Source organism: Actinoallomurus bryophytorum (genome assembly GCF_006716425.1).
Lineage (GTDB): Bacteria > Actinomycetota > Actinomycetes > Streptosporangiales > Streptosporangiaceae > Actinoallomurus > Actinoallomurus bryophytorum.
In genome coordinates this window covers 4,624,868-4,641,873 of the sequence record NZ_VFOZ01000001.1, presented here as the reverse complement: position 1 = coordinate 4,641,873, position 17,006 = coordinate 4,624,868, and the positions used below count along the sequence as shown (strand labels likewise).

Below are 17,006 nucleotides of genomic sequence, written 5' to 3'. Positions count from 1 at the left end.
ATAGGCAAGGCTGGTACGGAGTTCGTTGCATCATCCGCTGGCCGCAAATGATCGAGCCGTCCTACGAGGAGAGCATCACCGTCTGGCACGCGACCTCGGGTCAGGCGGCGTACACGGGTTCGCCGGCGACGTAGGTCGCCTTCACCGGGATTGATGCGATGCCGTGCGGGTCGATGGTCAGGGGGTTCTCGCCCAGGATGGTGAAGTCGGCAAGGTAGCCCGGGGCCAGGCGTCCCCTGGACTCCTCGGCTCCCTCCGCCGCGGCCGAGCCCAGCGTGAAGATTCGCAGGGCCTCCTCCGCGCTGACCCGCTGCGACGGGCCGACCTGCTCGCCGTCGTCCGACCCCGTGCGGGTGACCATCGACTGGATGCCCAGCAGCGGCTCGTACGGGCCGCAGGGGTAGTCCGAGGATCCGGCGACGGTGATGCCCGCGTCCAGGAAGGACCGGTGGGCGAACATCCACTCCGTACGCGAGGCGCCGTACCAGGTGTTCAGCGCGCCCCCGTGGTAGGCCACATATCCGGCGAACGGTACGGCGATCGCGCCCAGTGCCTTCATCCGGGACAGGATGTCCGGGTCGATCACCGAGCAGTGCTCGATGCGATGCCGCAACCCCGGCCTCGGCTGCTCACGCTGCGCGGTCTCGAACGCGTCCAGGACCAGGCGGATGGCCGCGTCGCCGTTCGCGTGCACGCCGATGCGGTTGCCGTCTCCGTGCACGGTGCGTACGGCCTCGAACAGCTCGTCCGTGGGCGTCGTCTGCAGCCCGTGGCCACCCGTGTCGGCGTACGGCTCGGACAGCAGGCACGTACGGCCGCCGATGGCGCCGTCGACGAACGCCTTGACGCCGACGAACCGCAGCAGGTCGTCGCCGAAGCCGCTGCCGACTCCCAGGGCGCGCGCCTTCGCGTAGTGGTCGATCGACAGCAGCATGCCCACCCGCATCGTCAGCAGGCCCTCGTCGCGGGCGCGCCGCAGCAGCGCCACGTCGCTCGGGGCGATCAGCGCGTCGCAGATCGACGTCAGACCTGCCGCGTGCCACCGGCCGACGGCGCGGGTCAGGCCGCGGAGCAGGTCATCCGGCGCGCTCACCGGCAGCGGCGACTCGCCGCGCGCCGTCGCCGGGTACAGGACGTTCATCAGGGCGCGTTCGACCAGCCGGCCGTTCAGGCGGCCGTCCTCGTCCCGGCCGTACTCGCCGCCGGGCGGGGGCGACGAGGACTCGTCGATGCCCAGCTCGCGCAGGGCGCGGGAGTTCACGACGCCCCAGTGCCCCGCGACCTGCACGACGATCGCGGGGTTGTCCGGGGCGACCCGGTCCAGGTCCGCTCGGGTGAGCCGGCCGGTCTTGGCGTCGTCGTAGCGGCTACCGCGGATCCAGGCGCCAGGCCCGGCGGCGGCCGCCTCCGCGCCGACGCGGGCCAGCAGGTCTCCCACGTCGTTCACCGTCGCGGCCGACAGGTCGAGATGGAGCAGGTCCTCGGCCGCGTTGGCGAGGTGGATGTGCGCGTCGTGCAGGCCCGGGATGACCGTCGACGCACCGAGGTCCACCTCCTCGGCGCGCGGAAAACGGTCGCGGAGTGAGGCCAGGTCCCCGACCGCGCGGATCCGGCCCGCGTCGACGGCGAACGCCTCGGGCTCCGGGCCGCCCTGCTGCGACACGATGTGGGCGGCGTGGAACAGCACCGGCATGGACTCGAAGATCACGACGTCTCCCCCGCGGTGGCAACGACCCGAACGTCGGGCCGAGCGTACGACACGCACGCGTTCACGATCAGGCCGATCACCCCGTACGGCGGGCCGGGCGACGAGGCCACCGCGATCAACACGTCGCCACCTGGGGTTGAAAGGTCTCTTGTAAAGTCCTCCGATCCCGGGTCTTGAATCGGCTCCTCCGCTGTGCTTGGTTGGAGCCGTGCCGCATAGTAAAGAAACCTTACCAAAGCCCTGTCAGCCGATCTGAGGCAATCTCGTCGGCCATCACATTCCTCCACCCGCCAGTGGAAAGAACACCGAGGAAAGGACAGGTACGGATGAATGCTGGGTACAGACCGGCAAAGATATTCGCGCTCGTCGTCTCACTGCTTCTTCTGATCGCCGCACCGGCATCCGCCCAGGCCGTGCGGCAGTCCAAGGCCGCCGCGGCCGCTCCATTCAAGGTTCTCGCCTTCTACACCGGCCCCGCCGAAGGCGACGCGGCGCACGTGAGTTTCGAGACCGAAGCCAGAACGTGGTTCCCGAAGGCCGGCAGCCAGAACAACTTCACATTCACGGCGACGACCAACTGGGACATGCTGAACACCCTCACCGCATCGCAGTACCAAGTGGTGATGTTCCTCGACGACGCGCCGCACAGCGCCGCGCAGCGGACCGGCTTCCAGAAGTACATGCAGAACGGCGGTGCGTTCTTCGGATTCCACGTCTCCGCGTTCACGACCAACGGATCGGAATGGGACTGGTTCTACAACCAGTTCCTCGGCACCGGCAACTTCGAGACGAACACCTGGGGCCCGGCGACGGCCATCCTCGACAACGACGACCCTAGCCAGCCCGCGATGCGCCGGGTGCCGGCGAAATTCACCTCCGGGTCCAGCGAGTGGTACAGCTGGCAGCACGACCTGCGGCAGAATTCCAACATCGACATTCTCGCCTCGGTCGATCCGGCGAGCTTCCCCCTGGGCACCGACTCCAGCCAGTCCTGGACGGGCGGCTACTACCCGATCCTGTGGACCAACAAGAACTACAAGATGCTGTACGCGAACTTCGGCCACAACGACATGAACTACACGGCCAACATCCCGACGTCGTCGACTTTCGCGAGCCCGAGCCAGGACGCGTTCATCATCGACGGGCTGCTGTGGCTCGGCGGCGGCGCGCAGAGCGACCAGTCGACCGACCAGGTCTCCCAGAGCAGCTGGTTCACCGTGGTCAACGCCACGAACGGTAAATGCGTGGACGCCCGTGGAGCGGGGACCACGAGCGGCACTGTGATCCAGCAGTACACGTGCAACAGCAGTACGGCGCAGAACTTCCAGTTCCAGTACGTCGACGGTCCATATCTGCGGATCAACAACCGCAACAACCCCGTCGAATCCCTCGACGTGACCAACAAGTCCACGGCCGACAACGCGCCGATCCAGTTGTGGACCTACAGCGGTGGCAAGAACCAGCAGTGGCAACTGGTGCCGGAAAGCAGCGGCGCCTACCACATCGTCAACCGCAACAGCGCTGCCGGACAAGGACATATGGAGTGCCTGACCGTGCCGGGATCATCGACGGCCGACAGTGTTCAGCTACAGCAGGCGAAGTGCTCCGGGGCCGCGTCCCAGTCCTTCAAGCTCGTGGCGCAGTCCTGACCGATTGACGCGATCGTCTGATGGCCTTTCCCAGCAATGCGGGGAAGGCCATCAGACGATGTCAAGCCATCGGCCATCCCCAGGCCCGTTGTTCGTCACGATCTGTTCATTCCGTGCTTCCGGCGCAGCTACGACCTGTGACATGCGGGCCGTCTAGGGTCATTTGCCATCCCTTGACCACACTTTTGCGGAGAACGGTGGCGGATGGCATCCCGGCTGATCTTGCATATAGGCCTGCAGAAATCCGGCACGACGTACCTCCAGGAGCTCATCGCGAGCGGCGCCGAGGAACTGGCCGAGGCGGGCATCGTCTATCCGGTGTCACCGGCCGGCAAGCGGCGCCGTCGTACCGAGAACCACGAATGGGCCTCCTACGGGCTGCTCGGACCGGAGTACCCCTGGGTGTCCGAACAGCGCGCGACGGCGGAGAAAGGGGCCTGGAAGGCCCTCGAACGCCAGGTCGCACGCACGAAGGGAACGGTGTTGCTCTCAGCCGAAGCGCTTTCGGTGATCCGCGCGCCCGGCATCCGCACCCTGCTCGACCGGCTCGGTGTGGGTGACGTCGAGGTGGTGGTGACCGCGCGAAGCCTGAGCAGATCGCTGCCGTCCCTGTGGCAGCAGCATGTTCGTAACGGCCGGCGCTTGGGATTCGAGCGCTACATCGACATGCTGGGACAGCAGAGGCGCCTGCCGAAGGCGCGGATCGAGGAGGACGTCGACCTGCACCTGTGGCGGGCGTTCGCGATAGGCCGTCTCTCACGCCGGTGGGCGCGTGAGGTCGGTGGCTCCCGCGTACGCGTGGTGACGAGCCCGGGACGGCCGCCGGAGCTGTTGTGGACGCGCTTCGCTGCGGCCATCGGCGTGCCCGGCCTCACCTTCCGTTCCTCCGACACCAACGACGCGGCCCGTCCGGTGCACACCGGGCTGACCGCCCCCGAGGCCGTCGTCCTCACCTCCCTCAACTCGGCCCTGGCCACGGCCGGCTGGCCCTCGGACCAGGCGCGGCGGCTGCGCGACGCGATCCTGACCGACGGTTTCCAGCCGCGCGCCGAGCGCGGGCCCCGGATCACCATCCCGGTGCGCTGGCGCTCGTGCGTCGCGGAATGGAGCTCCGAGGACGTCGCCGACCTGCTGGACAGCGGCGTGACCGTCGTCGGGGACGTCGCGGACCTGCGCTCCGAGCCGGAGCGGGAGGACGTCGACCCGCCGACGGTCGAGGAGGTCGGTGCCGCAGGCGCGGCGGCCCTCCTCGCGGTGGGCAACGGGAAGGCGATGGGCTCGTAGGTGAGTCGTCGTCTGCTCGCGGCCGCCCTGGCCCTGCTCGCCATCACCGGCTGCGCCGCCACTTCCAACGCCCACACCCGGCCCCCGTCCGCCCGTACCGCACACGCGACGGCCTCCACGCCCGCGGGACCCACCGCACGGCCCAACTTCGTGTTCCTGCTCACCGACGACCTGGACTCCGCCGAGACCTCGGTGATGCCGAACCTCAAGTCGCTGATCACCGACCAGGGCACCACGCTGTCCGACTACAACGTGAGCGTGTCGTGGTGCTGCCCGTCGCGGTCGACCACGCTGCGCGGGCAGTACGCGCACAACACGACGGTGTGGAGCAACACCGCGCCCAACGGCGGCTTCGGCCGTTTCTACGGCAAGGGTCTCGAGGACTCCACCATCGCCACGTGGCTGAAGGGCGCGGGGTACCGCACCGGGCTCTTCGGCAAGTACCTCAACGGCTATCCGGAGCAGGCCCCGGTCGGCAAGAAGTACATCCCGCCCGGCTGGACCACCTGGGACGTCCCGGCCTCGGGCTCGCCGTACCGCCAGTTCAACTACACGCTCAACGACAACGGCAAGCTGGAGTCGCACGGGCACAAGGCGAGCGACTACCTGACCGACGTGCTCAACCTGAAGGCGCGCAAGTTCATCAGCGCGCCCTCACCGAAGCCGTTCTTCGCCTACCTGGGCGTCTACAACCCGCACGCCCCGGCCACCCCGGCGCCGCGGCATGCCAAGCTGTTCAAGGGCGTCAAGGCGCCGCGCACGCCCTCGTACAACGAGAAGGACCTCACCGGCAAGCCCACCGAGGTACGCCGCCTGCCGCCGGTGTCCAAGGCCGAGGCGAAGACCTGGGACTCGCTCTACCGCAACCGGCTGCGGTCGCTGCAGTCCGTCGACGACATGATCGGCGACCTGGTCAACACGCTGAAGCAGTCGGGGCGGCTGGACAACACCTACTTCGTCTTCACCTCCGACAACGGCTTCCACATCGGCCAGCATCGGATGCCGCCGGGGAAGAACACCGCGTACGTGGAGGACACCCGCGTCCCGTTCGTCGTGCGCGGCCCGGGGGTGCCCGCCGGGCGCACCGTCGACAAGCTCGCCGGCAACGTCGACGTGGCCCCGACGATCGCCGACCTGGCCGGGGTGAAGAGCCCGGGATTCGTCGACGGCCGGTCGCTGGCGCCCTTGATGCGGCCGGGCACGCCGAAGACGTGGCGGCAGGTGTTCCTGCTGGAGCACGGGCACGGGCCGGGCACGCAGCCACCGCTCAAGCCGCCCAAGAACGGGGTGCTCGAGCCACCCGAACTCCTGTCCCCGTCGACGCGCGAGAGTTTCTACCTCGCGCCGTACGAGGGGCTGGACACCGGCCGGTACTTCTACGTCGAGTACTCCACCAAGGAACGCGAGCTGTACGACCTGGCGACCGATCCGAACGAGATGCACAATCTCGCGGCGGACCGTTCACCACCGATCCAGGCACTGATCGCGAAGTTCTCGGCCCGCGTACGCGCGTTGCGCAAGTGCGCGGGGAAGACCTGCGTCGCCGCCGAGGACGCCCCGTGACCAACGGCATCCGCTGAGTTGATCGTGTTCCGTCAGGCGGCACAGATCATGTCTTGACCAGTGTAAACTTGTGATCATTCGAACCTGTGTTCGAGAATGCCTGACCATGCGCGATGCCCGTCAGCTTGATCACTACCCGTCCGGCTCCCATCGGGTCGAGGCTCAGAACCCCTGGGTCTGGATCCGCCACAAGGGCGCGTGGCGCAAGGGCGCGATCCACTGCTGGTACGTCCACGGCGACGTGTGGATGGCCTGGATGCAGCACGAGGATCCGGCCCCCGACGTCCCGTGGGCCCGGTGGGGGCTCTACCACTACGACGGGGCGACGATCCGCCGGCGCCACACGCCGGCGGCCCGTGCGATGGTCGAGCTGCCGGGCGGGGACGGCCGCGCCCGGTACACCACGCTGCTGCGCGACACCGGCTACAGCGTCCAGGCGTACCGGGAGGAAGCCGGCGCCCCGGTGACCCTGCTGCTCGGCTGACGGCGGCGCCCGTCCAGTGGATATTGTGATCTCGTGACGACGGTCTCGCGGACGGATGAGGCCGGCGCGGCTCCGCGTACGGCCCAGCCCCGGCATCTCATCGTGACGGTCTATGGCCTGTACGCCCGCGCCGATGGTGGCTGGCTCTCGGTCGCGTCGCTGATCGAGCTGCTCGCCGCCCTCCGCGTCGACGAGCCGGCGGTGCGCTCATCGATCTCACGCCTCAAGCGGCGTGGCATCCTCGTCGCGCGGCGGCACGGCGGCGCGGCCGGCTACGAGCTGTCCGACGACGCCCTGGCCATCCTGCGTGAGGGTGACGACCGCATCTTCCGGCGCGAGCGGGCGACGCTGGCCGACGGCTGGATGCTGGCCGTGTTCTCGGTGCCCGAGACCGAACGCCACAAGCGGCACATCCTGCGCTCGCAGCTGACCAGGCTGGGGTTCGGCACCGCCGCGCCGGGCGTGTGGATCGCGCCGGCGCATCTGCACGACGCGACCACCGACATGCTGCGGCGGTTCGAGCTCGACTCCTACGCCGACCTGTTCCGCGGCGACCACCTCGCGTTCGGCGACCTCGCCGCCAAGGTACGCGCCTGGTGGGACCTGGACGAGCTCGAACTCCACTACCGGGAGTTCCTCGACGCGCACACGCCCGCCCGGCGGCGGCGCGGCACGCCGCAGGCGCGCGAGGCGTTCGCCGACTACGTGCGGGTGCTCACCGACTGGCGGCGCCTGCCCTATCTCGACCCCGGCCTGCCCGCCGAGCTCCTCCCCGAGGACTGGATCGGGATTCGCGCGGCGGATCTGTTCTTCAGCCTCAGGTCGCGGCTAGAGGAGTCCGCGCGCGGGTACGTCGCCGGCATGATCACCGGGTGAGCGCGGCGACGCCCTGCACCTCGACCAGCGCCTCGGCATCCCACAGACGGCTCACGCCGATACCGGCCATCGCCGGGTAGTCCGTGCCGGCGAGCCTGCGCCACACGGCGCCGATCTCCCTGGCGTGCGCGCGGTAGTCGTCCATGTCGACGATGTAGACGGTCATGCCGACCAGGTCGGGTGGGCTCCCTCCCGCCGCGGCGAGCGCGGTGAGCACGTTGCTCAGGGCCTGCTCGAACTGCCCGACGACGCCGTCGCCGACGATCCGGCCGTCCGCGTCCAGCGCGGTCTGCCCGGCCAGGAACACCATCCGGTGCGCGTCTGTGACGACCGCGTGCGAGAAGCCGGAGGGACGTCCCAGCTCCGGCGGATTGATCCTCTCGATCATGACTGCACCGCACCTCCGTCGACGTTGATGCCCTGACCCGTGATGGCGGCGCTGCGTACGCACAGGTCGACCGCGTCCGCGACCTCGCCGGTCGTGATCAGCCGGCCGATCGGCTGCTGCCTCACCAGCGCCGCACGCGCCTGCTCCTCCGTACGGCCCGTCTTGGCGGCGATGCCGGCCACCGTGTGCCCGGTCATCGGCGTGTCCACGTAACCGGGGCAGATCGCGTTCACGGTGACGCCGGTGCCGGCCAGCTCCGCTGCGGCGGAACGCACGAGGCCCAGCACGCCGTGCTTGGCGGCGGCGTACGCGCTGATGTACGGCGCGCCACGCTTGGCGGCGACCGACGCGATCACCACGACGCGGCCCCAGCCTCGCTCGGTCATCGCGGGCACCGCGCGGCGCAGGAACCGGAACGGCGCGGTGAGGTTGAGGTCGAGCATGTGCTGCCAGTCCTCGTCGGTCGTACGGGCGAGCGGCGCCGAGACACCGGTGCCCGCGTTCAGCACGAGCACCTCGACCGGCCCCCACTCGCGTTCGACGGCCCCGAACACCTCGTCCACGGCGGCCGGGTCGGTGACGTCGCCGGGCACGGCCAGCGACGGGCCCGGCAGCGTCCCGGCGACGGCCTCGAGCCCCTCGCGGCCACGGGCGTTGAGCGCGACCCGGTGCCCGTCGGCGGAGAGCCGGGCCGCGATGACGCCGCCGATGCCGCGACCGGCTCCGGTGACCAAGCACGTTCTGGCTGTCATGATCACAGCGTGGCAACCATCGTTACGGTCGTCAACAGAACGCAATATATTGTCTGATTGACGGTCGTACGAATTCCGACATACCCTCGATGCGTACCTTGATGTGGGAGGAGATGGGCGGCGTGCGCATCGCGGTGCTCGGCGGCGGCCCCGGCGGCCTGTACTTCGCGGCCCTGGCCAAGCAGCTCGACTCCCGGCACGAGATCACCGTCTGGGAGCGCAACGCCCCGGACGACACGTTCGGCTTCGGCGTGGTCTTCTCCGACGAGACGCTCGGCGGCATCGAGCACGCCGACACCGAGATCTTCGAGGCCATGCGGCAGGAGTTCGCCCGGTGGGACGACATCGACGTGCACTACCGGGACACGGTGTTCACCTCCGGCGGCCACGGGTTCGCGGCGATGAGCCGCAAGCGGCTGCTCGGCATCCTCCAGGCCCGGTGCGCGAGTCTCGGGATCACCGTCCACTACCGCACCGAGGCCCCCGACGTGGCGCTGCTGTCGGAGGAGCACGACCTGGTGGTCGCGGCCGACGGGGTGAACTCCACGGCGCGCGCCCGGTACGCCTCGACGTTCGAGCCTCGCTTGGAGACGCGGCGCTGCAAGTACATCTGGCTGGGCACCGACCTGGTCTTCGACGCCTTCAAGTTCCACATCCTCGACACCCCGGCCGGGGTCATGCAGATCCACGGCTACCCGTACGGCCGCGACGCGAGCACCTTCATCCTGGAGGTCCACGACGACGTCTGGCGGCGTGCGGGCTTCAGCACCGCCTCGGGACTGGCCCCGGGCCAGAGCGACGAGCGGTCCATCGAGTTGATCCGCTCGCTGTGCGCCGAGGTGCTGGAGGGTCACCAGGTCTTCGCCAACAACTCCCGGTGGACGAGCTTCACGGCCGTACGCTGCGAGACCTGGCACCACGGCAACGTCGTACTGCTCGGTGACGCCGCGCACACCGCGCACTTCTCCATCGGGTCCGGCACGAAGCTCGCCATGGAGGACGCCCTGGCCCTGGCCGCCTGCCTGCACGAGCAGCCCGGCGTACGGGAGGCCCTGACCGCGTACGAGAGCGAGCGCCGGCCCGTGGTCGCCTCGACCCAGCGTGCCGCCCAGGCGAGCCTGGAGTGGTTCGAGAACATCGGCCAGTACACCGAGCAGGATCCGCGGCAGTTCGCGTTCAACATCGTCACGCGCAGCCGCCGCGTGACCTATGACAATCTGCGGATGCGCGACCCGGAGTTCGTCGCGGACCTGGACCGCTGGTTCGCGACGGGCCTGCCGGACGTACGGCCGCCGATGTTCCAGCCGTTCCGGCTGGGCGGGCTGGAGCTGGCCAACCGCGTGATCGTCTCCCCGATGGACATGTACTCCGCCCGTGACGGCGTGCCGGGCGACTTCCACCTCGTGCACCTGGGCGGCAAGGCGCTCGGCGGGGCCGGGCTGGTGATGACCGAGATGGTGTGCGTGTCGCCGGAAGGCCGGATCACGCCGGGCTGTACGGGCATGTACGCGCCGTCGCACGAGGACGGCTGGCGTCGCGTGGTGGACTTCGTGCACGCCTCGACGTCGGCGAAGATCGGCCTGCAACTAGGGCACTCCGGGCGTAAGGGCTCGACGCGGCTGATGTGGGAGGGCATCGACCAGCCGCTGCCGGAGGGCAACTGGGAGGTCTGCGGCCCCTCGGCGATCCCCTACTCGGCGGTGAACCAGACGCCGCGTTCGCTGAGCGTGGACGAGCTCGCCGTCATCCGCGAGCAGTTCGTCGCCTCGGCGCGGGCCGGGGCGCGTGCGGGCTTCGACCTGCTGGAGCTGCACTGCGCGCACGGCTACCTGCTGTCGTCGTTCCTGTCGCCGCTGACGAACCGGCGTACGGACGCCTATGGCGGCTCTTTCGCCGCCCGGCTCCGCTACCCGCTGGAGGTCTTCGACGCCGTACGCGAGGTCTTCCCTGGACCGATCACCGTACGGATCTCGGCGACCGACTGGTACGACGGCGGGATCGACGCGGAGGACTCCGTGGAGATCGCGCGGGCGTTCGCCGAGCACGGCGCCGCGGGCATCGACGTCTCGACCGGGCAGGTCGTCAGCGAGGAGACGCCGGCGTTCGGGCGCAGCTACCAGACCCCGTACGCCGACCGGATCCGGAACGAGATCGGCCGCAAGTACGGCACCGCGGTGATCGCGGTCGGCGCGATCTCCTCCTACGACGACGTGAACTCCATCATCATGGCCGGCCGCGCCGACCTGTGCGCACTCGGCCGTACGCACCTGCACGACCCGCAGTGGACCCTGCACGCGGCGGCCGAGCAGGGTTACGCGGGACCCGGCGCCCGGTGGCCGGACCCGTACGCCGCGGGCAGCCGCCCACCGCAGGGCGGCCGCGCCGAGGGCCCGCGACCGCGACTCCAGCTGATCCGCGAAGGCACCCGGAAGACGGCACACGCGCGCTGGCGACCGAGTTATCCACACCCGTCCTGAGGGTCTACCAGCACCTTTGCCGAGCCCTGGACAATAGAAGTGGGGTCGGCGCCCCCAGGGCGGGCGGGGCGTGAACGGGCGGGGCGCGGACCGGCGGGGCGCGGACGAGCAGGGCCTGAACGGACCGGGCGCGGACGGGCGGGGCGCGGACGAGGAGGGCCTGAACGGACCGGGCGCGGACGGGCGGGGCGCGGACGAGCAGGGCCTGAACGGACCGGGCGCGGACGGGCGGGGCGCGGACGAGCAGGGCCTGAACGGACCGGGCGCGGACGGGCGGGGCGCGGACGAGCAGGGCCTGAACGGACCGGGCGCGGACGGGCGGGGCGTGGACGAGCAGGGCCTGAACGGACCGGGCGCGGACGGGCGGGCAGGGCCTGAACGGACGGGGCGGGCGCGGACGGGCGGGGGGCGGCGTGATGACCGCGCGGACGAGCGACGCGCGGACCGGCGCGGCGCGGACCGGCGGGGCGTGAACGGGCGGGGTCTAGCGGCCCTGCCAGCGGGGCTGGCGTCCTGCGTTGAACGCAGCGTGGAACTCCGCGTAGTCCTGGCCGTTCATCAGCAGTGCCTGGGTCATCGCGTCGAGCTCCAGTGCGCCGGACAGGCTCATGTCCTGTTCGCGGGTGAGCAGTGACTTGGTCTGCGCGTACGCCTGGGCGGGGCCGCTCGCCAGGCGTGCCGCCAGCTCGCCGACGGCGCCGTCCAGGTCCTCGACCAGGCTGCTGATCAGGCCGATGCGCTCGGCCTCCTCGGCGCCGATGGTGTCACCGAGCATCAGCAGCCGGGTCGCGTGGCCTAGTCCGACCAGCCGGGGCAGGAGGTAGGCGGCGCCCATGTCCGCGCCGGAGAGCCCGACCTTGGTGAACAGGAACGCGAAGCGCGCGGCAGGGGTCGCGACGCGGAAGTCGGCGGCCAGCGCGATGACCGAACCGGCGCCCGCGGCCATGCCGTGCAGGGCGACGATGATGGGGATCGGGCACTCCCGCATCGCGCGGATGACCTCGCCGGTCATCCGGGTGAACTCCAGCAGTTCACGCGAGCCCATCTTCAGCGTCTCGCCGATGATCTCGTTGACGTCGCCGCCCGAACAGAACGCCCGCCCCTCGCCGCGCAGCACCAGGACGCGCGTGTCACCGCGCTGCGGCAGCTCGGCGAGCAGGTCGCGCAGGTCGGCGTACGCCTCGAAGGTCAGCGCGTTGAGCTTGTCCGGGCGGTCGAGGGTCACGGTCGCGACGCCGTCCGCCCGCTCGAGCCGGAAGTGCCGCCAGTCCTCGGTCAGCGGAACGGATCCGCGGTACGGACTCATGAGGCCTCCATCGTCGGAGCCGCGTCTACTGGATCGTTCGCCTCGCTCGCGATGGCTACCGCCTCCAAGCCGCCGGGCCACGTATATCGACGCAGATTATCACGGCATATCGCGGACTATTGACTGTCGTCAGAGAAAGTGAATACTGGTACGCATAGTCGGACATTCCGGGAAGAGGTGCTCGCGATGCCGCTCTCCCCCTCGGCACACGTCGACACCTTCTGCCGTGATCGCCTTCCCCCCGTCGATCAGTGGCCGGAGCTGCACTTCGACCTGCCCGAGCTGACCTATCCCGAGCGGCTGAACTGCGCCGAGGAGCTGCTGGACGCGTCGGTGCGCCGCTTCGGCGCCGACCGCCCGTGCCTGCGTACGCCGTCGGAGACCTGGACGTACGGTGACCTGCTGCGGCGGGTGGACCAGCTCGCGTGGGTGCTGGTCGAGGACCACGGCCTGGTGCCGGGGAACCGCGTGCTGCTCCGCGGCCCGAACAACCCGTGGCTGGTCGCGGCGTGGCTGGCCGTGCTCAAGGCCGGCGGGGTCGTGGTGACCACGATGCCGCTGCTGCGGCCGGTGGAGATCGCCGCGCTGGTCGAGATCACCGAGCCGGACCTCGCCATCTGCGACCACCGGTTCACCGAGGACCTGGCGACCGCGGCGCCCGCGCTTCCCCTCCTGGTGTACGGCGGGGAGCTGGAGGCGCGGTGCGCCGCGAAACCCGCGCCGTTCCCCGCGGTCCCGACCGCCGCCGACGACGTCGCCCTCCTGGCCCCCACCTCCGGCACCACCGGGCGGCCCAAGGCCACCATGCACTTCCACCGCGACGTGATCGCCATCGCCGACACGTTCTCCGCCCGGGTGGTCGCGCCGCGACCGGACGACGTCTTCACCGGCACGCCGCCCATCGGCTTCACCTTCGGCCTCGGCGGGCTCGTGGTCTTCCCGCTGCGGGCCGGCGCGTCCTCGCTGCTCCTGGAGCGGGCGAGCGCCTCCGAGCTCGCCGACGCGATCGCCGCACACGGGGTGACCGCGCTGTTCACCGCGCCGACCGCGTACCGGGCGATGCTGGCGGCGGGGAAGGCACCCGCACTCACCGGGCTGCGGCGCTGTGTGTCGGCCGGCGAGCACCTTCCGCCTGCCGTATGGGACGAGTTCCACCGCGCCACCGGGATCCGGATCATCGACGGGATCGGCGGCACCGAGATGCTGCACGTGTTCATCTCCGCCGCCGACGACGACATCCGGCCGGGCTCGACCGGCCGGGTGGTGCCGGGCTACCGGGCCGCCGTGCTCGACGAGGAGGGCTCGCCGGTGCCCGACGGCGTGCCCGGCCGGCTGGCCGTCACCGGGCCGACCGGCTGCCGCTACCTGTCCGGCGACCGCCAGCAGGCGTACTCCCAGGGCGGCTGGAACATCACCGGTGACACCTACATCCGCGACGCCGACGGCTACTACTGGTTCCAGGCCCGCAGCGACGACATGATCATCTCGGCCGGGTACAACATCGCCGGCCCGGAGGTGGAGCAGGCGCTGCTCGGCCACCCCGATGTCATGGAGACGGCCGTGGTCGCGGCGCCGGACCTCGATCGCGGCTCGGTCGTCCAGGCGTTCGTCGTCCTGCGCGACGGAGTGACCGGCGACGCGGCCAAGGTCGCCGAGCTGCAGTCCCACGTGAAGGCGGTCATCGCGCCGTACAAGTACCCGCGCCGGATCGAGTTCGCCGCGTCGCTGCCGAAGACGGCCAGCGGCAAGCTCCAGCGCTACCGCCTCCGCGATCTCGCCGCCGGCTTGACCTAGAGACGACTCTAGGATCCAGACTCCCTCCCATCGCCCGTGAGTCACGGGCCGTACGGGAGGAAACACATGCGCTACCGCACGATCGGCCTGAGCCCGGCGACGCGTCGCGAGGTCAGCGTGCTGAGCCTGGGCGCCATGCGCTTCGGCACGACCACCGACGAGGCGACCTCGTTCGCGATCCTGGACCGGTACGTCGAGGCCGGCGGCACGTTCGTCGACACCGCCAACAACTACGCGTACTGGGTGAACGGCACGCAGGGCGGAGAGAGCGAGGCGCTGCTCGGCCGCTGGCGCCGCGACCGCGGGATCGGCGACGAGGTCGTCATCGCCACCAAGCTCGGCGGGCGGCCGGCCGCCCCAGCCGGTTCCCTCAGCCGCGACATCGAGGGACTCTCGGCGAAGGTCATCAGGGAGTCCTCCGAGCGCAGTCGCGAACGTCTGGGGATGGACCGGCTCGACCTGCTGTACGCGCACGTCGAGGACCCCTCGGTGCCGCTGCAGGAGACCGTCGAGGCGTTCGGCGAGCTGGTGGCCGAGGGCGCGGTCGGCCTGCTCGGCGCGAGCAACCACTGGTCCTGGCGGGTCGAGCGGGCCCGGCACCTCGCCGAGGCTGCCGGCCTGGCGGGCTATGAGGTTTTGCAGTACCACCACACGTACCTGCGCCAGCGGACCGACCTGCCGACCCTGCGGTCACCGGACGGCGACCTCGGTGTGACCTCCGGGGACCTGCTCGCCTACCTGCGCGACGACCCCGGGCTCACCATGGTCGCCTACTCCCCGCTGCTCACCGGGTCCTACGTACGCGAGGACCGGCCGCTGGGCCCGGAGTTCGACCATCCCGGTACGCCCTCGCGTCGCGCCGCGCTGAAGACGGTGGCCGAACAGACCGGCGCCACCGCCAACCAGGTCGTGCTGGCCTGGCTGATGGGCGGCGAGGTGCCGGTACTCCCGCTGGTCGGCGCCTCCTCCGTGGCGCAACTGGAGGAGAGCCTGGCGGCGGTGGACCTGGAGCTGACGCCGGAACAGCGTGCCACTCTGGACACGGCCCGCTGACCAGAAGTCCGGTCGGTAAGCGGCGAGGAACCAAGGGCAGCGCCGTGCTCACCGTCATAGGTGGAGCCGGACCTCGCCGAGCCGCCCGGTGAGGAAGTCGCGTTCGACGTCGTTGTCGCTGAGGATCAAGGCTTCCTCGTACGCCTCGGCCGCCTGTGTCCACTGGTGCAGCTGCCGCAGGAAGTCGGCGCGGGCGGCGCTGAGGTAGCCGTAGCCGGCCAGCGCCGGATCGGCGGACAGCGGCGTCAGCGCGTCGAGGCCGGCCTGCGGGCCGTCCCGCAGGCCTACGGCCACGGCGCGGTTGAGCTCGACCACCGGTGAGGGCCACAGCTGGAGCAGGACGTCGTAGAGCCCGACGATCTCTGTCCAGTCGGTGTGCCGCCACGTCGGTGCCTCGGCATGCACCGCGGCGATCGCGGCCTCGACGGCGTACCTCGTCGGCGGTCGGCGGCGCAGCGCGTCGGTCAGCAGGCCGATCCCCTCGTCGATCAGCCGGGAGTCCCAGCGCGTGCGGTCCTGCTCCGAGAGCAGCAGGAGCCGTCCGGTGGCGGACAGTCGAGTACCCGTGCGAGCGTCGATGAGCAGCATGAGTGCGAGTAGCGCGCTGATCTCGGCGTCATTCGGCATGAGCAGGTGCAGCATGCGCGCCAGGCCCAGTGCGCAGTCCACCAGGTCCCGGCGGACAAGACGCGCGCCGACCGGCGCGGTGTGGCCGGTGGTGAAGATCAGGTGTACGACCTCGAGGACGGCGCCGACGCGTTCGGCGAGCTGGTCCGGCGACGGCACGCGGTACGGGATCCGGGCCACGGTGATCTTCTTCTTGGCCCGGGTGACCCGCGCGGCCATGGTGGACTCCGGCACCAGGAACGCGCGGGCCACCTCGGCCGTCGACAGCCCGCACACCAGTCGCAGCGTCACGGCGATCTGGGCGTCGCGGGACAGAGCGGGGTGACAGCAGGTGAAGACGAGCCGCAGGCGGTCGTCATCGAGGGCGTCTTCGGGGCCGGGCACCGACTCGTCCGCGACGAGCCGCGGCAGTGCCCGCTGGAGCACCGCCTGGCGGCGCAGCACATCACGGGCCTGGTTGCGCGCGGCGGTCGTCAGCCAGGCACCGGGGCGATCGGGCACGCCCGAGGACGCCCAGCTCCGCAACGCCTGCGCGTACGCCTCCTGTACGCACTCCTCGGCCAGGTCGAGGTCCCTGGTCAGGTGAGCGGTGGTGGCGAACACCCGGGCCCATTCGCGGCGGTGCGCATCCGCGACCGCCGCGACGACCTCATCACTCATCCGTGATCCACGACCGGGCGGATCTCCACTCCGCTGTGGCCGGCAGAGGCCTCGTACAGCCGTGCGGCCAGCCCCATCACCTCGTCGAGGTCGCCGGCTTCGACCAGGTAATAGCCGCCCACCGCCTCCTTGGTCTCGAGGAACGGTCCGTCCGTCGCGGTGGGCCGGCCCGCGGGGTCCGCGCGCAGCGTGGTCGCCACGCTCGCCGGCTCCAGCTCCCGGGCGTCGAGGACCGCCGCCCCGGCCGCCGCGACGAAGGCGCGATGACCCTCGTCGAGCTCCTGCCGCTCCTGAGCGGACATCGCGGCCCACTCCCGCTCGTCGCCGTGGATGAGGAGCAGATACTTCGCCATGTCGACCATCCCATCGTGAGGAACCCTGTTGG

At 70.5% G+C, this 17,006-nt stretch carries 15 protein-coding genes; 8 read left to right on the top strand and 7 right to left on the bottom strand.

Annotation, left to right across the window (positions count from 1 at the left end; translation table 11 throughout):
- Positions 1-100 precede the first annotated feature (100 nt).
- Positions 101-1,708, bottom strand: coding sequence for an amidohydrolase (locus tag FB559_RS21985; protein ID WP_221640123.1), 1,608 nt, complete (start codon positions 1,706-1,708; stop codon positions 101-103).
- A complete protein-coding gene (locus FB559_RS46260; protein ID WP_281286278.1) occupies positions 1,705-1,830 on the bottom strand; it encodes a hypothetical protein in 126 nt (41 codons plus the stop codon). The genes FB559_RS21985 and FB559_RS46260 overlap by 4 nt, the downstream gene beginning before the upstream one ends.
- 204 nt (positions 1,831-2,034) lie before the next feature.
- Between FB559_RS46260 and FB559_RS21980 the strand changes: the two genes are divergently transcribed.
- The 5 genes from FB559_RS21980 to FB559_RS21960 all read left to right on the top strand — a co-directional run bounded on the left by FB559_RS21980 (position 2,035) and on the right by FB559_RS21960 (position 7,564).
- Entirely contained in the window at positions 2,035-3,357 is a 1,323-nt protein-coding gene (locus FB559_RS21980; protein ID WP_141957389.1) for an RICIN domain-containing protein, read from the top strand.
- A 204-nt stretch (positions 3,358-3,561) separates the two neighbouring features.
- The gene (locus FB559_RS21975; RefSeq protein ID WP_141957388.1) at positions 3,562-4,641 is read left to right on the top strand and encodes a hypothetical protein; all 1,080 of its coding nucleotides are present in this window, start codon (positions 3,562-3,564) and stop codon (positions 4,639-4,641) included.
- A complete protein-coding gene (locus FB559_RS21970) occupies positions 4,642-6,204 on the top strand; it encodes a sulfatase family protein (RefSeq protein ID WP_141957387.1) in 1,563 nt (520 codons plus the stop codon).
- A 106-nt stretch (positions 6,205-6,310) separates the two neighbouring features.
- Positions 6,311-6,688, top strand: coding sequence for a hypothetical protein (locus tag FB559_RS21965; RefSeq protein WP_141957386.1), 378 nt, complete (start codon positions 6,311-6,313; stop codon positions 6,686-6,688).
- Positions 6,689-6,721: 33 nt separating this feature from the next.
- Entirely contained in the window at positions 6,722-7,564 is an 843-nt protein-coding gene (locus FB559_RS21960) for a PaaX family transcriptional regulator (protein ID WP_141957385.1), read from the top strand.
- On the opposite strand, the gene FB559_RS21955 is transcribed toward FB559_RS21960, so the two are convergent.
- Positions 7,554-7,952, bottom strand: coding sequence for a RidA family protein (locus FB559_RS21955; protein ID WP_185792335.1), 399 nt, complete (start codon positions 7,950-7,952; stop codon positions 7,554-7,556). The two genes, FB559_RS21960 and FB559_RS21955, sit on opposite strands and share 11 nt — an antisense overlap.
- Positions 7,949-8,704, bottom strand: coding sequence for an SDR family NAD(P)-dependent oxidoreductase (locus tag FB559_RS21950; protein WP_141957384.1), 756 nt, complete (start codon positions 8,702-8,704; stop codon positions 7,949-7,951). Before FB559_RS21950 ends, FB559_RS21955 begins: the two co-directional genes overlap by 4 nt.
- Positions 8,705-8,826: 122 nt before the next feature.
- Between FB559_RS21950 and FB559_RS21945 the strand changes: the two genes are divergently transcribed.
- The gene (locus tag FB559_RS21945) at positions 8,827-11,181 is read left to right on the top strand and encodes a bifunctional salicylyl-CoA 5-hydroxylase/oxidoreductase (RefSeq protein ID WP_141961846.1); all 2,355 of its coding nucleotides are present in this window, start codon (positions 8,827-8,829) and stop codon (positions 11,179-11,181) included.
- Between the two features lie 484 nt (positions 11,182-11,665).
- Here the strand turns inward: FB559_RS21945 and FB559_RS21940 are convergent, their stop codons facing one another.
- Positions 11,666-12,487, bottom strand: a complete 822-nt coding sequence (locus FB559_RS21940; RefSeq protein WP_141957383.1) for an enoyl-CoA hydratase family protein — start codon at positions 12,485-12,487, stop codon at positions 11,666-11,668.
- A 186-nt stretch (positions 12,488-12,673) separates the two neighbouring features.
- Between FB559_RS21940 and FB559_RS21935 the strand changes: the two genes are divergently transcribed.
- Together FB559_RS21935 and FB559_RS21930 are read left to right on the top strand one after the other, a co-directional pair.
- Complete coding sequence (locus FB559_RS21935; RefSeq protein WP_141957382.1) at positions 12,674-14,281, top strand: AMP-binding protein; 1,608 nt, start codon at positions 12,674-12,676, stop codon at positions 14,279-14,281.
- A 66-nt stretch (positions 14,282-14,347) separates the two neighbouring features.
- Entirely contained in the window at positions 14,348-15,334 is a 987-nt protein-coding gene (locus FB559_RS21930) for an aldo/keto reductase (RefSeq protein WP_141957381.1), read from the top strand.
- Positions 15,335-15,388: 54 nt separating this feature from the next.
- Here FB559_RS21930 and FB559_RS21925 read toward each other — a convergent pair whose 3' ends face one another.
- Together FB559_RS21925 and FB559_RS21920 are read right to left on the bottom strand one after the other, a co-directional pair.
- Positions 15,389-16,621, bottom strand: coding sequence for an RNA polymerase sigma factor (locus FB559_RS21925; protein ID WP_141957380.1), 1,233 nt, complete (start codon positions 16,619-16,621; stop codon positions 15,389-15,391).
- Positions 16,618-16,974: a YciI family protein gene (locus FB559_RS21920; RefSeq protein WP_185792334.1), complete on the bottom strand. Its 357-nt coding sequence runs from the start codon at positions 16,972-16,974 to the stop codon at positions 16,618-16,620. Before FB559_RS21920 ends, FB559_RS21925 begins: the two co-directional genes overlap by 4 nt.
- Between the last annotated feature and the right edge of the window lie 32 nt (positions 16,975-17,006).

What these genes read in the sequence shown, in the direction of transcription:
- FB559_RS21980 (WP_141957389.1), top strand. Translation starts at nt 2,035, where the DNA reads ATGAATGCTGGGTACAGACCGGCAAAGATATTCGCGCTCGTCGTCTCA.
- FB559_RS21975 (WP_141957388.1), top strand. Translation starts at nt 3,562, where the DNA reads ATGGCATCCCGGCTGATCTTGCATATAGGCCTGCAGAAATCCGGCACG.
- FB559_RS21965 (WP_141957386.1), top strand. Translation starts at nt 6,311, where the DNA reads ATGCGCGATGCCCGTCAGCTTGATCACTACCCGTCCGGCTCCCATCGG.
- FB559_RS21955 (WP_185792335.1), bottom strand. Translation starts at nt 7,952, where the DNA reads ATGATCGAGAGGATCAATCCGCCGGAGCTGGGACGTCCCTCCGGCTTC.
- FB559_RS21950 (WP_141957384.1), bottom strand. Translation starts at nt 8,704, where the DNA reads ATGACAGCCAGAACGTGCTTGGTCACCGGAGCCGGTCGCGGCATCGGC.
- FB559_RS21940 (WP_141957383.1), bottom strand. Translation starts at nt 12,487, where the DNA reads ATGAGTCCGTACCGCGGATCCGTTCCGCTGACCGAGGACTGGCGGCAC.
- FB559_RS21935 (WP_141957382.1), top strand. Translation starts at nt 12,674, where the DNA reads ATGCCGCTCTCCCCCTCGGCACACGTCGACACCTTCTGCCGTGATCGC.
- FB559_RS21930 (WP_141957381.1), top strand. Translation starts at nt 14,348, where the DNA reads ATGCGCTACCGCACGATCGGCCTGAGCCCGGCGACGCGTCGCGAGGTC.
- FB559_RS21925 (WP_141957380.1), bottom strand. Translation starts at nt 16,621, where the DNA reads ATGAGTGATGAGGTCGTCGCGGCGGTCGCGGATGCGCACCGCCGCGAA.
- FB559_RS21920 (WP_185792334.1), bottom strand. Translation starts at nt 16,974, where the DNA reads ATGGCGAAGTATCTGCTCCTCATCCACGGCGACGAGCGGGAGTGGGCC.